The following is a 15475-nucleotide window of genomic DNA, read 5'->3' on the forward strand; positions in this document are numbered from 1 at the left end:
AGTGGCGGTTGTCCGCGCAGGCGCCTTCACGGTCTACGTCAACGAGTATGGGCTGATCGCATGACATGATAATCCATAACGGTATGTCAGCTTTGATTCCTTTTTGCCTTGATTAGCCTTGGCCCTGCCGTTCCGCACCGGCGGACGGGATGGAACGGGGACGAGTCAGCGGAGGAGAGTCATGGGCCGGCCGAGAATGCGTACCGGGATGGCGGTAGCCGGAGGGATGCTGCTCGCGGGGGTCATGTCCACTCCGGCGCACGCGGTGACGCCCGTCTCGTGTTCGACGGCGGCGCTGATCACGGCGATCACCAACGCGAACGCGGGCACGGGCGACACCCTGTCGCTGACGTCGCACTGCGTCTACACCCTGACCGACGCCGACGGCAGCCTGCCGACGATCACCAAGCCTCTGGTGATCCAGGGCCACCACGCCACCATCCGCCGCGACCCCGCGGCCACCACCGACTTCCGTATCTTCCGGGTCGGCGCCACCTCTCTGACCATGGACACCCTCTCCGTCAAGAACGGCAACGCGGGCGCCGGCCCAGGCGGCGGCGTGTTGCTCAACACCACTGGCGCGTCGCTGACCGCCACCGGCGTGATCTTCCAGGGGAACACGGCGAGCTCCGGCGGTGGCATCACCGCAGGCCCCCATACGACGCTCTCCCTCACCGGAAGCACCATCGAGGACAACCAGGCTCCCAACGGGGGTGGCGGCATCCTTGCCTTCGGGGCGGCTGCGGTCACCCTGAACTCGGTGACCGTCTCCGGGAACCAGACCAACGGCGTCGGCGGGGGCCTGGAATTCAGCAGCGTCAGCTCGCCGGCGAGCATCACGCACAGCGTCATCAGCCACAACACCGCACAACTGGAGGCCGGCGGGATCTACTACAACGGCTCCAGTTCACTGTCCGCCACCGGCACCGTGATCGCGGGCAACCGTGTCACCAACAGCACCCTCGGCGGGGGCGGAATCCTGTTCAATCCGCTGGCCGGCGGGAGCGTGACGATCGCGGACTCCACGATCAGCCACAACACCGTCACCGGGTGGACCACGCCCGACGGCCTCAGCAACCGGGGCGGCGGGATCTTCAGCCTGGGCAGCTCCCTCACCCTGAACAACACCCGGGTCACCGGAAACCGGCTCATCGGCACCTCCGGCCAGGGCGCGGGCATCGCGGCGGAAGGACTCCTTTCAGCGGCCACGCTGACGCTGGGGAACGGCACCCTCGTCGTCGGCAACATCGCCTACGGCCAGAACGCCCAAGGCGGCGGCCTCTACACCGACAGCAACGCCGACGGTGTGACCGTCTCGGTGAACGGCTCCCACATCGACGCCAACAAGGTGAGGGGCACAGGCTCCGCCGCCGCGGGCATCTTCAACCTGGACGGCACGTTCTCCTTCGCCACCTCCAGCGTGAACAACAACTCCGCCCCGAACGCACCCGGAGGCGTCTCCACCACCGTGCCGATCACCACCGTCGACGGCGCCACCACCTTCACCGGAAACACCCCCACCAACTGCTCCCTCAGCCCCGCGCCCGTCACCAACTGCACGGGCTGAGACGGCATGCACGAAGCCGTACGGCCCATCGGTTGACAAGCATCATCGGGAATCGGTCTCAGCCGCTGTGCCTGAGCGCCGCAGTCGGCCCGTGCGGCCGACTGCGGCGCTCGGCGCGACGGCAGCACACGCGCCACGGTGCCGTTGGACGACGTACGCTGTTACCGCACGGCCCACGGGGACCCGGCGTCGGCCGGTGCCCGAGCGCATCGGAGGCGATTGCCCTGCTCACGTTGGATCTGCACCCGATCTTCCGCAACAACCGCGACATCGACGTCGCGGTGCGCCAGATCCTGTTCAAGGCCGCCGCCACCGGGGTCGATGTCGTGCAGATCATCCCCGGCAAGGGGACGGGCCAGCTGAAGAAGCGGGTGCTGGCCCTGCTGGCGCAGAAGCACATCAAGAAGCTCTACGTCCGCGTGGAGACCGACGCGACCAACACCGGCCGGGTCCTGGTCCACCTTCGATGACTCCGTCGGTCGTCATCATCTGCCGTGCTGCCACGGTTCGAGCCCGTCGTGCCGCTTCGTTGTCACGTCCATGACCTACTGACGGACGCTCTTATGCTTGACCTGCGCACGGAATCCGGGTCGGCAGAGAGAAGGCGCTGGTGGCGGACGTACCTGGGACGCGGACGCGGCTGGTGGCCAGAGCATCGGAACTCTCGCGGATCGAGGCCGTTCTGGCGCGGGCGGGCGAGGCCGGTCAGGCTTCGGTCATCGACATCAGCGGCGAACCGGGCATCGGCAAGAGCAGGCTGATGGGAGAGGTGTGCGGGCGGGCGCGGGCGGCAGGGTTCACCGTGCTCCGGGGCCGGGCCACGGAGTACGAACAGCACACCCCGTTCCAGGTGTTCACCGACGCCTTCACGGAAGTCGCCAGGGAGCTGGCAGCGGACGAGCCGGCTCTGACCGACGCCGCCGTGGTGCTGCACGGCGGCGTCCGGGGCTCCCGGGGGGACACGGCCGGTAGCGGTGCCGTGCGCTTCGGGGTGCACCGGGCGATCGCGGGCCTTCTCGCGCGTCTCGGTGAGCACGGTCTGATCCTGGCCATCGACGATCTGCACTGGGCGGACCCCGCCTCCCAGGAACTCGTGGACCACTTGATCCGCCACCCAGTGGCCGGGCCGGTTCTGCTGATCGTGGCGCGCCGCGGCCGTCAGACACTGACGTCCCTGGCCGCCGCCCTGACCCGCGGCGCGGACAGTGGCGTCGTTCATCGGGTGGCCCTGGAACCGTTACCGGAGAAGGAGTGCATCGGAGCGCTGGCCCACGGCGTCCCCGCCGAGCACGCCGAGCGGCTCTACGCCGTCAGCGAGGGCAACCCGCTATACCTGATCTCCCTGGTGCATGCCTACGAGAACGGGAGCCGGGCTGCCGCCACCGGACGCACCGGCCTCGTACTTCCCAGCGGAGTGCCCGACGGAGTGCCCGACGGACTCGCCTCGCTGCTGCTCGACGAGTTGACCACCCTGACCGAGCCGCAGCGCCACGTCCTCGAAGCCGCAGCGGTGCTCGGCGATCGGGCTACACCTGGCCTGCTGGCCGCCGTGACCGCCACCGGGGCCCAGGAACTCGACGAGCTGACCGAGGCCCTTGCCCAGCGCGACGTTCTGCGCCCGGGATCCGACGGCGGATGGGTACTGCGCCATCCGCTCTTGCGGGCCCTGGTGTACGGGGGCACTCCACCGGGCCGGCGCGCCGAACTCCATCGCAGGGCCGCAGCGGAACTGGCCCGGGACGGAGCGGCCGTCACTGAACGGGCTCACCATGTCGAGCGGTCCCTCACGGAGTGGGATCCGCATGCGGCGGCGCTGCTCGTCGAGGCCTCCGCACGCCTCGCGTCCACCGCGCCGGCCACGACGGCACATCTCCTGGACTCGGTTCTCAGACACATGCCGGACACGGTGGAGTTCTCCCGCCGACGCGGAGAGCTGGTCCTGGCCCGGGCCCGGGCCCTCGGTGTCGGCGGAAGCCTTCGGGAGAGCCGCGACCTGTTGCACAAGCTGATCGTCGCCTCGGACGACGGCGATGCCGACCTGCGCGCGGAAGCCATCGCCCAGTGCGCGGTGATGGAACGCTATCTCGGGCACTCGCCGGAGGCCGCGGCCCTGTTGCGCCGGGAGTTGTCCCGCTCACCGGGTCCACCGCCGGAACGGGCCGTCTCGCTGCGGCTCGCACTGGGCATGTCGAAACTGTTGACCGGCGCCTATTCCGAGGTACGCGCGGACGTGGTGGAGGCCGTGGCCGACGCACGCCGCCACGACGATCCGCCCGGGGAAGCCGCGGCTCTGGCCCTGGCCGCACTGGGGGACGCCTACGAGGGGCGGACCAGGACGGCTGCCCGGTTCGCTGACGAGTCAGCCGCCCTCACCGACGCCCTGCCCGACCCCGTGGTCACCGATGTCCCTGAGGCGCTGGTCTGGCTGGCATGGGCGGAGACCTTGCTCGAGCGTTACACCGAAGCCGAACGGCACCTCACCCGTGGGCTGGACATCGCCCGTCGCAGTGGACAGGTCCTCGTCCTGCCCCATCTGCTGACCAACCGGGCGCTCATACACCTCCACACCTGTCGGCTCCCGTCCGCGCTGGAAGCGGTGGACGAGGCGGAATCCATCGCCCGTGCCACGGGCAGCAGCGACCTCATCGCCTTCACCCTCGCCATCAAGACGCTCGTACTTCTCCTTTCGGGGCCGCTGAACGGCAAGGACGCACTGGCGACCGGGGAAGAGGCCGTGGCGCTGGTGGGTACGAAACGGGGGTGGTGGGCCGCCCTGGCCTGGTGCATGCTCGGCCATGCGGCACGGATCGGCGGGGACCCTCACCGGGCCCGCGAGGCCATCCTGACCGCCGGCGGCGGCCAGGAACTGACTCTGCTGCAACCCTCGATCCGCCCGGGGCAGTTGGACGCACTCGTCAGTATCTCCGTCGCGACCGGCGACCTCGAACAGGCAGTCCGCTGGGCCGATCGGGCCACGCGGGAAGCGGAGCTCCTCGGTCTCGGGGGCCAGCGTGCCGCTGCCCTGTGCGGCAGGGCCACACTGGCCGAACACAGAGGAGATCCGGCCGAGGCGATACGGCTCCTCGACGCGGCGGTCGAGGAATACGCCCGCCTCGGTCTGCGTTTATGGGAGGCGTACGCTCTGCTGCGGACCGCCGCACTGGCGGGGCGGATGAGAGAGCACGGGCGTGCGACCGCCCTGTGGCAGTGTGCCCGCCGGATCGCCGTGGAAGGCGGCGCACGCCTCCTGACCGACCTTTCCGAACTGGTCCGGCTCGGTACCGGTGAAGAAGAGCCGGCGCTTCCGGAGGAGCTGGCAGCGTTGACGGCACGTGAGCTGGAGATCGCCGGACTGGTGGCCGACGGGCTGAGCAACCAGGACATCGCGTCCCGGCTCCACCTCAGTCGCCGTACGGTGGAGACTCACCTTTCCACCATCTACCGCAAGACTGCGCTGCCCTCACGCTCCGCCCTGGCCGGCTTCATGGCACGCACGGGACCGGCCCCGCAGATGTGACAGGGCGCGTACTCGCCCGGGCATCCGTGGTTCCAAGCGCACGCCCCTGATCACACGTACGTGTGCAAGGAACCGGGCGTCGGCAACGAGCGAACCGCGTCAGCCGTTGCCGACACCCCCAGAAGATCACCCCCTGGGCGTCGTTCGCATGCTCACGACTCCGTGGTGAACACCAGGACCGAGTCGGCGCCCACCGTCAGAGCGTGTCCGCCGGCGAAGTTCGCCGTCAGCGCGCCGACCTTGGCGGGGAAGCCGTTGGCGTCGGTGCTCGGGGTGGAACCGTCCTTGTAGAGGTACTTGTTGAGGGTGATCGACCCGGTCGGCTCGCTCAGCGTCACCGTCTGCGCGGCCGACGTGCGATTGACCAGCGCGAACGTCCAGCCCCCGCTGGGCAGTTGAGCGGCCAGCACGCGTACGCCCGTCGGCTCGGCCGGCGCGTGGATGGTGGACCCGGTGGGCAGGTACCGGGTCAGCAGGCTCCAGGTGTAGAACCACGGACGCAGCGCCGTCGAGTGGGCCGACACCGTGCCGGGGTCGTCGGTGCCCCTCCCCCACATCCCGCAGAAGGTGGTCGAGGCGTAGCCGTCGAGACACCAGGCTGCGGCGCCGTCGACGCCGCTGCGGGCCTCCTGAACGGCCAGATCCGCCATCCCCAGCGGCTGGGTCGTGTCGAGCGCGAAGCGGTAGTCCTTGCTGCCGTCCGAGTACTGGGCGGCCTTCATGCCCGTCTCCCCCAGCAGCACCGGACGGCCCGGTGCCGCCGCCCGGAGCTGGGACACCGCCTGGCTCAGCACGGGCTCGACGTACTCCGGGGCTGCGCCGTACAACTCCTGACTGTAGAAGTGCGCCTCGCCCGCCCCCAGCAGGCCGCTCTGCGCGGAGCGCAGCCACCAGGAGCCGTTGCCGCTCCAGGTGCCGGTGTCCAGGGCGGTCTGTGTCTGCGTCAGATCGTCGAGCGAGTCGTCGACAGAGGTGCCGGAGTTGGCGAGGTGCATCGATCCGACCGTGTGCTCAAGGGTCGAGGAGGCCACCGACAGGCGCAGGTACTTGGCGCCGGTGATGCCGGAGGCGGTGTAGGCGTAGCTCCACATGCCGCCTCCGTTCTTGCCCGTGACCAGGGCGACCGGCGTCGGCGGCGTGACGGCCAGCTTCTTCCAGGTCGTGCCGTCCGACGACGTCTGGAAGGTGACCGCGCTGTCGGTGGCGCTGTCCGCGTAGATCTGCGCGGTGAACGTGTTGAGTGCGGCAAGCTTCCAGACCAGGCCGGAGTCGCATCCGGAGCTGCATCCGGGTGCGGTCTGGTGCCCGAGGTCGCCGCCGTAGGAGCTGATGCCGGCCTCGGCGGTGTCGGCGCCGGAGATGACCGTCCGGCCGGTGTCCACCCTGGCGGTGGCGAACGCCGACGTGAGGTTGGTCGTCGCGGTGACCCAGTCCGCGTACGAGTACGACTTCGGGCCGGTGGCGACGTTGGGCTCGTTGACGCCTACCCAGTACGAGGGCGCGGCGCCGTCGGCCTGCAGGTGCTTGACCAGCGTCGCCTGGACGGTGGCCGTGTTCGCGGCGGTGTAGGTCAGGTCGTCGATGCCGAAGAGCCCGCTGACAACCGGGACACCCTCGTCGGCATAGTGCTTGATGACCTTCTCGGCGCTCAGATAGGCGTCGCTGGTGAAGTCGTAGCTGCCGCCCGCGTCGGTGCCGCTCCAGAACCAGGGCAGGTTGAACATGACCCGGACCAGGCCCGGCTTCATGTAGTCGGTTCGGGACACCATCAGATTCCAGTCCGCGGTGTTCCAGGTCGTGCCGTCCGGCGGCTGAGGGTTCTGGTTGTAGCCGAGGCCGATCCAGTGGCTGCTGACCACATCGCCGGCCGTGGCGGCGGTGCTCGGGACCGATGCCGCGAGTCCGGTGCCCAGCGCTGCCACGGTGGACAACAGCACCGCGCACAGCGCCCGGCCGACGGGCAGGACGGGCCGGGAACGAAGGAGTGATCGGGAACGCATAGATGCCTTCCAGCGTTGCATGCGGTTGACAGTTGCAATTGCGGTCGCGACCTGTCCCCCGACAGCGGAATCAGCGCGCTCATGGTGCTCGCGACGCCGGACGCTGGGCACACCTGCTGCCCCCATGCCCTCACGGGCAGGGGAACGCCGGTCAGAGAGATGACAGGTCCGCCGCGCACGGCCTCACCCAGCGACTTCCACAGCTGTCGGTCGTTACTTGGGTCGTGACCTCCTCCACCCTGGCCCGTCTGATCGGCGAGGGCATCCGTGAAAGCACTGAGTCCCACACGGGGGTGCGCTGGTGTGGTGCATCGACGGCCGTCGGTGATCCGGTTTCGGGTCGGTCCTTCAGTTCCCTGCCGGGAAACGCCTTGCCGAATTCGCCCACGGCATCCAGCTCGGTGCCGAGGTGGATGCCGAACGGCGTGTTACGAGGCCGGCGCCGAGCCGGTCGTGTTGTGGGCGACGATGGCGTCGATGAGCCGGCCGCCCGGCCAGTCCATGCTGATGACGCCGGTGTGCCCCGCAGTCGTGCGCAGGTAGTCGAGCAGTCGCTGGTTCATGCCCTGTTTGCCGCCGTAACCGTTGGCCACCTGGGTGTAGGTCGCGCCGAAGGGAGGACAGCTGGCGGAGAGCCCGGTGCCTCCGATGGTGTTGGTCGTGTCGGCGGCGACCTGCTGGAGACTGGCCGTGATCAGCGACCACCTGGTGTCCAGGTTGCATTCGGTCCACGGGATGAACGGCGTGGGCAGCCACTGCGTGAGCCCGAATCCCGCGTACACCTGGCCTCTGGGGCCGCTGAAGCCGGTGAGGACGATGTGGCCGCGTGCCTGGCCGAGCGTGGGTGTGTCGGCCGTGTCGGTGCCGGTGACCGTGGGCGCGTAGAAGAGGCCGGGGTAGCGGGCCAAGTAGCTGTCGAAGATGCGGATGCGGTCGGGGCCCGTGGCGTTGGACGGGTCGTCGACACACTTGCCGATCTGCAGTCCGCCGGTCCCGCCCTCGGTGGTGTCGCCGTCGCACTCGCCGTGGAGGCTCATGAGCACGGTCTCGCCGGGGTGGGCGGTGAGGAAGGATCGGGCCTTGGTGAGGACGTCGTCGAGGTTGGCGTTCTGGTAGACGTTCGTGTGGTGGATCGCGAACGCGGTGTTGTTGTTGACGATGCGGACACGGATGTCGATGGCGCGGATGCCCGCGTTCAACTGCGCGGTCAGTGTGTCCGCGCTGTCTCCGTGGTTTTCCTGGGTCTGGTAGTACCAGGGGGCGAGACCACCACCGTGGACGGCCATGGTGTCGTGCGTGCCGGGGATCGACAGTCGTCCCAGACCTGTCGAGTCGGGGAACCGGCTCATCCAGTCCGGGTTGCTTGCGCTGGTGAGACTGTTGAACGCCGGCGTCGACGGTCCCGGCCACCAGGGCAGGTCGTAGGCCGACGCCGGGACGGAGGCGGTGAACAGACTCAGGGTCGTGACGAGCGCGCCGAGCACGGAGATCTTGCCCGCGGAGCGCCGGAGCGCATGGGTGCCGGGTCGGCTGCGTCGTGGCAATAAGGACATGTCTGAGACTCCGATGCTGTCAGGTATATGCCAATTCTTGAACCTGCGGAGCGCGGCCGGGAAAGCATTCCCTACGCCCCATCCAGAGGCAAGACATACGCAGCCGCCCGCTTGGCCGCGACGAAGTCCCTTCCGACGCTTCGCCTCTGGACCGGTTCGTCGCATTCACGGGCCGCACGCCCAACTGGGCCGAGACCGCCCAGGTTTGACATCACGAAGTCGAATCCCGCTCCCGCACATCGGGCGCCGCTGCAGAGACCTCATGGAGGGTGACGCGGCACCGGGCAAGCCGGGCGAACGCATGGCCGACGGCGCCGGAGAGGAACCACAAGACCTGCACCCATGGCGTCCACCAGGCAATCAGCAATGTCAGTCCCCAATAGCCCGTGACGACCCAGCTGACAGCACTCTCCAGATGTCGAACCGACCTGTGGGTGTCATCGGACAGCCTGTCCATGCGCGCCGCCTCGGTCTGGATACCCGATCGGCAGAGCATGAGGAGGAACACGACCAAGCCGAAGAGCGAGCCGGCCAGCGGGTTGCCGGGGTGCTGTCCCATGATCGCGGTGGCGAACGGCAGAAAGCCCGCCAGGAGCAGGAAGGGAAAGTGAAGCGTCATCATGGTGCCGGGGACGTGGCTGAGTCGGTCGAGCACTGTGTGGTGCTGGCGCCAGACGATCCACAACACGAAGAAGGCCAGCACGTAGGAGTAGAAGGCTCCGGCTTCGTGGACGAGGAAATGCCACAAGTGCGAAGCGGCCTGGGCCCCTGAGGTGTGGGGGGTGGCATCGAACTCCTCACCCTCAGGTCGCGGAATCTCGATGACCAGCAGCGTCATGGCGATGGCCAACACCGCGTCGGTGAGAAATCCCAGCCGCTCAGGCGACTGCCCAGCTCGCGTCATCTCCACTTTTTCGTCTTTCTCGTTGTCTGCCGACCGCCAGGGCCGTGCTCCCGACGCCATGACTTCTTCCGTGGCCCCAGGCTCCGGGTGGACGGTGTCCACTTTCCAGGGCGCACAGGAACGAGGGGTGTCCAGTGCCGCCCGCTCCTGTCCGATCCCAGGGCTCTGTTCACGGCTACGCGGATCCTCAGAAAGGCTGTGCTCCCGGCGCGCAGTGAGCACGCGTCCGGTCACACCGTCGGACGTGCCGAGGAGACCCTGCCTGGCGTAGTAGGGGCTCGGCACGGTCAGTGGTCTGTGCCGGTCTCCTGACCAGGAGCGTTGTGTTCGGATTTGGGAGGTACGCACCACAACGCGAGGCATGCGGCGGTCAGGTAGGCGAGTGCGCCGATCGCCATACTGACGCGGAGTCCCTGACCGTAGGTGGTGGCGGCGAGCAGGGTGCCGCCGAGGGCCACGCCGGTCGCACTGCCCAGCTGACGGGTGGTGTTGAAGAGAGCGGAAGCGGTCCCGGAGTACGCCGGGGGCGCGGCACCCATCACCGTGGAGGTCGTGCCGGTGAGCGCGAAAGAGGTGCCGAATCCCGCGGCCATCATGGGGGCGACGAGCAGCGGGTAGGCAGGGTCGGCTCCGGCCGCGGTCCAGCCGGCCAGACCCACAGCAGCCAGGAGCATGCCGGCGGTCACCAAGGGCCGATCTCCGGTACGGCGGCTCAGCCGAGCGGACAGGACGGAGGCGAACACGGTCATCGCCACCGCGGGCAGCAGCGCCGCCCCGGTATCGAGCGCGCTGAAGCCACGCTGATGCTGGAAGTACAGGCTGGCGGTGAACACCATCGCGTAGAAGCCGAAGTTGAACAACAGGCCGATGACGGCGCCGCCGACCAGAGCACGCGAGCGCAACAGGCTCAGCGGCACGGCTGGAGAGCCCGCCAGCCGTTCGCGGACCACGAACGCCGCGGCAGCGAGCACGGACAGACCCACCCCGGTGAGGACCGCCGGGGCGGTCCACCCGCGACGTCCGGCCTCGTTGAGCGCGGCCGTGAGCAAGGCCACCGCGGTCACAACCGCGCATTGCGCGGGCCAGTCGACGGCACGGGAGACCAGCCGAGGGGAAGACTCGACATGGCGCAGCGTCAGCACCAGGCAGGCGATACCAACCGGCAAATTGATCAGGAACACCCATCGCCAGCCCACGGTGGAGACCAGCAGCCCGCCCAGCAGCGGCCCGGCTGAGGCCGCGACACCCGCCATGGCTCCCCACAGACCGAAGGCCCTCGAACGAGCGGCCGGAACGGGATACGCCTGCCTGAGCAATGCCAGCGAACCGGGCACGATCAGCGCCGCCCCCAGTCCCTCCACCAGACGGGCCGCAGTCAGGAAAGGAGTATTCGGCGCGAGAGCGCAGGCGGCGGAGGACACCGTGAACACGACCACACCCGTGCAGAAGATCCGGCGATTTCCCAGCCGGTCACCCAGTGCGCCGCCCATCAGCAGGAAACCGGCGAAGACCAGGGTGTATCCGTCGGTGATCCACTGGATGCCAGTGACGGAAGCCGACATCTCCCGGCCGATCACCGGCACGGCGACGCTGATGACCGTCACATCCAGGATCACCATGAAGTACCCGGCGCACACAGCGAGCAGCGGGACCAGGGATCGCCCCCCGTACCGCCCGCCCGGTTGGCCGGGAGAGGCGGATGCTCCGCCGTCCGGCTCCGTGAACGTCATGTCCTCGACTCCATCCCCGTTCACCAGCGCCCTGTAGCAAAGGTCACAGTATGGGGAAAGGTGGACATTTGTCCTTCAGGGGATCCCTTCATCGCTTGGTCCCCGCCGGCGCGCCTGGAGCAGCGGCTCCGACAGGTGATGGGTAGGGGGCGGGCGGGGTCAGGCGAGGCCGAGCCAGCTGAGGATGGTCTGTGCGAGCAGGATGGTGGACATGGCGGCGACGCCGACGACGACGGTGGTGGCGGCGATGCGGTAGCGCGGGCTGTTGGCGGCATCGCCGAGCAGTGAGCGGCGGTTGGTCAGGACCAGGAGGTAGACGAGGACGATGGGGCTGATCAGGCCCTGGAGGACCTGGGTGCCGATCAGCAGCTGGATGACGTCGATGGGGGTCATCGCGACCGTGGCACCCAGGACGATCTGGGCGGTGAACAGGCCTAGGAAGAGCGGGGCGTCGCGGAAGCTGCGGGAGACGGAGCGTTCCACCCCGGCGGCCTCTCCGATGGCGTAGCTGGCCGACAGGGGGACGACGGCGCCGGCCAGGGCCGAGGCCCCGATCAGGCCGAACGCGAAGAGGAGTTCGGCGTTCTGTCCGGCGACCGGTTTGAGTGCCTGGGCGGCCTGGGCGGCGGAGTCGAGCGGGCCGGTGCCGCCGATGGCGGAGGCGGTGGCGATGATGATGGTCAGGCTGATGACACAGGCGAAGACGGCGCCGAGAACGGCGTCGGCGCGAATCAGCGGGTAGTCAGTGGGTTTGGCGCCCCGGTCCACGACGCCCGCGGCAGCGTAGAACTGCATGTAGGGGCTGACGGTGGTGCCGATCAGGGCGACCGCGAGCAGGATGAAGTCCTTGCTGGGCTCCATGTGGGGGACGATGAGGTGGTGGCCGACGGCGCCCCAGTCGGGGTGACCGAGGATCATCGCGATCGGGTAGGCGAAGAACGCCAGCGACATGATCAGGAAAATGCGTTCGGCCCAGTGATAGGAGCCGAACAGCACCAGCGCCCACAGCAGGATCGCGGCGGGCGGGATGACCGCCCACTTGGGTACGCCCAACAGCTCGAAGGCGGCGCCGATGCCCGCGAACTCGGAGACGACCAGGCCGGTGTTGGCCAGCAGCAGACAGAAGACGGCCAGTGCGGTCAGGCGGAGGCTGAACTGCTCGCGGATCAGGGCGCCCAGGCCCTTGCCGGTGTGGGCGCCCAGGCGGACGGCCATCTCCTGGACCATGACCAGGGCGATGGTGACCAGCACCATGAAGAACAGCGTGCCGTAGGTGAACTGGGATCCCGCCGATGCGTAGGTGGCGATGCCGGCGGCGTCGTTGCCTGCGTTCGCGGCGACCAGCCCCGGGCCTGCGATCGCGGCGACCATGGTGACGCGCCGCCAGCCCGTGCGGCGGGGCGCCGTAACGTCGGCTGCCGAGGCCACCTCTGCCGTGTCGAGGTCGCGGGTCACTGGAGGAACCTCCTGAAGTGCAGGCGCCCGCGTTCGGGCAGCAGGGCGTCGAGCAGGTCGTCGGCCAGGATCCGGCCCAGCGGGCGGTCGCTGTCGTCGACCACGAGGAGGGACGAGGCGCGGGCGGCGACCAGTTGGTCGGCGGCGTCACCCAACGGTGTGTCCGGGCGGATGGTGGCGGGCGGCCCGAACTGGGCCCCCCAGGCCACCAGGTCGGCCACTTCGGTCGTGTCCTCGGCCACGGTCAGGTCGAAGAGCGCGAGGTCGCACAGCAGCCGTCCGGTGTCGTCGACGACGGCGACGGCGTCGATCTCGGTGCGGTGCTCGGCCTGCTCGGCCAGCCGGGCCCGTACCTTGGCGACGGTCTCGTCCCGGCGGGCGGTGACCAGAAGCGTGGTCATGGCGCCGCCCGCGGTGCCCTCCCGATGGGTGAGCAGCCGGCGCAGCTCTCCGGCCTCGTCCGCCGGCATACGGGTCAGCAGCGCCTCGCGCTCCTCACTTGTGAGGTCGCGCAGTGCGTCGGCGGCCTCATCCGGCTCCATCTCGTCCACCAGCCGGGCGGCGTGCTCCGGCTGTGCCTCACGCAGCAGGTTCTCCAGCTCCGCCGGTTCCATCTCCTCCAGCGCGTCGGCGGCCTGCTCCGGCTCCAGCCAGCCCAGCAACTGCTGCCGCTCGGCGCGGCCGAGGTCTTCGAGGATGTCGGCCAGATCGGCCGGCCGCAGCTGGTGCAGCACGGTCCGGGAGGCACGCAGCCGCACCTGGGGCGGCCCCTCGGTGGCCTGCTCGGCGAACGGGGCGATCGCCTGCCAGTCCAGCACCCGCTCCGGTGTCGGACGGGCCTGCCAGCGGCGCGGACCGAGCCGGCGGATGAGCGTGGGCAGGGAGACGTCCACACCGACCAGCACGATCTGGTCGACCAGCGGGGCCAGGTACAGGTCCGCGGCGCGGGTGACCTGGATGCCGTCGACATCGACGAGCTGGTGGTCGAGGACGTCCTTGGCCAGCAGGACCTCGCCGGGACGGCGGGCGAAGTCACGCAGGTCAAGGCGGGCCGTGCGCAGCCGCACATGCCCTGCGTGCACTTTGCCGATGGCGTCGGCGGCCAGGAACGTCCGCCGTCGGCCGATACGGAGGATCAGACCGGTGACCGGCGGGTACTGCTCAGCGCCGTACAGGCGGGCGACCACGTCGACGACGCGGCCGACCTCCTCGCCGGACTGGTTGGTGACCGGTCCGCCGACCAGACCGGCCAGCGAGACCAGCGAGGTGCGGACCGCCTTGGACGCGGTGGCACGGCGCTCCAGATGAACCCGGCGCTCGCGCAGACGGGCCGACGTGGACATGAACAGAGTGTGGGCAGCCAAGAGAAACACCCCCTTTTTGCCCCGCAACGACGGGGCACCGGGCGGCCCACGGCAGCGCACTCCTCCCCGAGCCGATGGCGGCAGACACACCGAACCCACGCCGGTACGACGGCCGACCCAAGGCCGATGACGGACGTCAGAGAGAAGCGGGCTGTCCCGGGCCGCGGAAGGACGGCACGGACAACACGAAGTAGGGCCGACTATGGCCCGGACTACTGTCCATCTCGCCTCCTCCCGGTCCCGGCCGCGCAACGAAGCGTCGCAGCCGTACGGCAAGGGGCAGCCAGGACCGGAGGGTCCCGGCGCACCCCAACTCGTCAGAGCTTTGGCACTCCACGGCGTGATCCCCCTGGGAGGAAGCCACTTGGGGTCACCCCTTAGGCCGGGGAGACCTGTCCTGATCCGGAGCGTCTCTCGACGGGTGGGATCAGTGGCCTGTGTCCGTGAAGACGCCTCACCGAACGAGGTGTCTGTTCAAACCACTCAAAGAGTACCCCTCTGCCCCGGGGCGCCCCCAATCCATGACCAGTCCTTGACCCCGGCCCGGCTACTGCGACCTCGGCCCCTGCTCCGGACGGACGGGCGACGGATACGGCGTGGGAGACTCAGGAATCGCCGGGGAGCAGGTGCTGGCCGACCTGGCGGAAGACCCAGAAGCCATGGGTGTGGGTGAAAACCCACACAAGGTCGAAGCGGTTCGGCCACGCCGCGGGCACGCCGCTGTGCGCTGCGCCAAGGGCGTCGACGATGGCCGGGATTCGCGAGTGCTCCCAGCAGATGAGGACCGGTTGGGGAGCGGAAAGTGCGGCCTTGGCCAGTGCAGCTTCCTGAGACTCGGCATAGGTGGTGTCCAGTGTGATGCCCATGTGCCGGGCGAGCGGTGTGACGGTCTCCCGCATCCGGTGGGCGCCGGCGATCGGCCCCTGGTCGGCGGCGGCGTAGATGGTACGCGGGCGCACGATGCCGGGTTTCAGGGCCTGGCCCTTGGGCGGGGCGAACAGCGCCGGCAGTGCCCTGGCCCGTCCCCAGCCGCGTCGGGTGAGGGACTTGGCGTCCGGACGGCCGTTCTCGTCGATGCCGGATTCGTGTTTGCCGGGCTTCTCCCCGTGCCGGATGACCATGATGGTCGTGTTGTCCCCGACCGGGATCCCGGAAACCGGCGCGTCGGCGGGGTCGGATGCGGCTTTGCGCGCGTGCTTGCCGCCGCAGCCTGCAAGGACCGCGGGCGCGGCCGCCGCCATCGCGGCCAACGCCCGACGCCGACTGATCATCGCGCGACCGACGCCACTACCGCCCGACATCCGCGGGGGCCCCTCCATCCAGCGTTCCACCAGGCGAAATCCCTCCCGTGTAGGTCGAACCACTCATCACTACGGGGGCAGTAC

10 protein-coding genes and 1 riboswitch are annotated in these 15475 nt (G+C 69.2%); of the genes, 3 read left to right on the plus strand and 7 right to left on the minus strand.

The window, feature by feature from the left end:
* Nucleotides 1-181 precede the first annotated feature (181 nt).
* The 3 genes from ABZ845_RS12075 (at nucleotide 182) to ABZ845_RS12085 (ending at nucleotide 5084) form a co-directional block, all read left to right on the plus strand.
* Nucleotides 182-1567, plus strand: coding sequence for a right-handed parallel beta-helix repeat-containing protein (locus ABZ845_RS12075; protein WP_360976772.1), 1386 nt, complete (start codon nucleotides 182-184; stop codon nucleotides 1565-1567).
* Nucleotides 1568-1791: 224 nt separating this feature from the next.
* Nucleotides 1792-2037: a Smr/MutS family protein gene (locus ABZ845_RS12080; RefSeq protein ID WP_360976948.1), complete on the plus strand. Its 246-nt coding sequence runs from the start codon at nucleotides 1792-1794 to the stop codon at nucleotides 2035-2037.
* A gap of 140 nt (nucleotides 2038-2177) precedes the next feature.
* Nucleotides 2178-5084 (plus strand): AAA family ATPase, encoded by a 2907-nt coding sequence (locus ABZ845_RS12085; protein WP_360976775.1) that lies wholly within the window; start codon nucleotides 2178-2180, stop codon nucleotides 5082-5084.
* 152 nt (nucleotides 5085-5236) lie between these two features.
* Here ABZ845_RS12085 and ABZ845_RS12090 read toward each other — a convergent pair whose 3' ends face one another.
* The 7 genes from ABZ845_RS12090 to ABZ845_RS12120 all read right to left on the minus strand — a co-directional run bounded on the left by ABZ845_RS12090 (nucleotide 5237) and on the right by ABZ845_RS12120 (nucleotide 15421).
* Nucleotides 5237-7084 carry a hypothetical protein gene (locus tag ABZ845_RS12090; RefSeq protein WP_360976778.1) on the minus strand — a complete coding sequence of 616 codons (1848 nt, stop codon included), beginning with the start codon at nucleotides 7082-7084 and terminating at the stop codon, nucleotides 5237-5239.
* Between the two features lie 428 nt (nucleotides 7085-7512).
* Nucleotides 7513-8637: a phosphatidylinositol-specific phospholipase C domain-containing protein gene (locus ABZ845_RS12095; RefSeq protein ID WP_360976781.1), complete on the minus strand. Its 1125-nt coding sequence runs from the start codon at nucleotides 8635-8637 to the stop codon at nucleotides 7513-7515.
* Between the two features lie 211 nt (nucleotides 8638-8848).
* Nucleotides 8849-9601, minus strand: coding sequence for a TMEM175 family protein (locus ABZ845_RS12100; protein ID WP_360976784.1), 753 nt, complete (start codon nucleotides 9599-9601; stop codon nucleotides 8849-8851).
* 227 nt (nucleotides 9602-9828) lie between these two features.
* On the minus strand, nucleotides 9829-11271 hold the full coding sequence (locus ABZ845_RS12105; RefSeq protein ID WP_360976787.1) for an MFS transporter: 1443 nt from the start codon (nucleotides 11269-11271) through the stop codon (nucleotides 9829-9831).
* A 159-nt stretch (nucleotides 11272-11430) separates the two neighbouring features.
* On the minus strand, nucleotides 11431-12726 hold the full coding sequence (locus ABZ845_RS12110; protein ID WP_360976790.1) for a divalent metal cation transporter: 1296 nt from the start codon (nucleotides 12724-12726) through the stop codon (nucleotides 11431-11433).
* On the minus strand, nucleotides 12723-14069 hold the full coding sequence (locus tag ABZ845_RS12115) for a CBS domain-containing protein (RefSeq protein ID WP_360976793.1): 1347 nt from the start codon (nucleotides 14067-14069) through the stop codon (nucleotides 12723-12725). The genes ABZ845_RS12110 and ABZ845_RS12115 overlap by 4 nt, the downstream gene beginning before the upstream one ends.
* 322 nt (nucleotides 14070-14391) lie before the next feature.
* Nucleotides 14392-14563: riboswitch (M-box (ykoK) riboswitch) on the minus strand.
* Nucleotides 14564-14695: 132 nt separating this feature from the next.
* Nucleotides 14696-15421, minus strand: a complete 726-nt coding sequence (locus ABZ845_RS12120) for a hypothetical protein (protein ID WP_360976796.1) — start codon at nucleotides 15419-15421, stop codon at nucleotides 14696-14698.
* Nucleotides 15422-15475: the final 54 nt, after the last annotated feature.

The organism is Streptomyces sp. NPDC047022 (assembly GCF_040644155.1).
GTDB lineage: Bacteria > Actinomycetota > Actinomycetes > Streptomycetales > Streptomycetaceae > Streptomyces.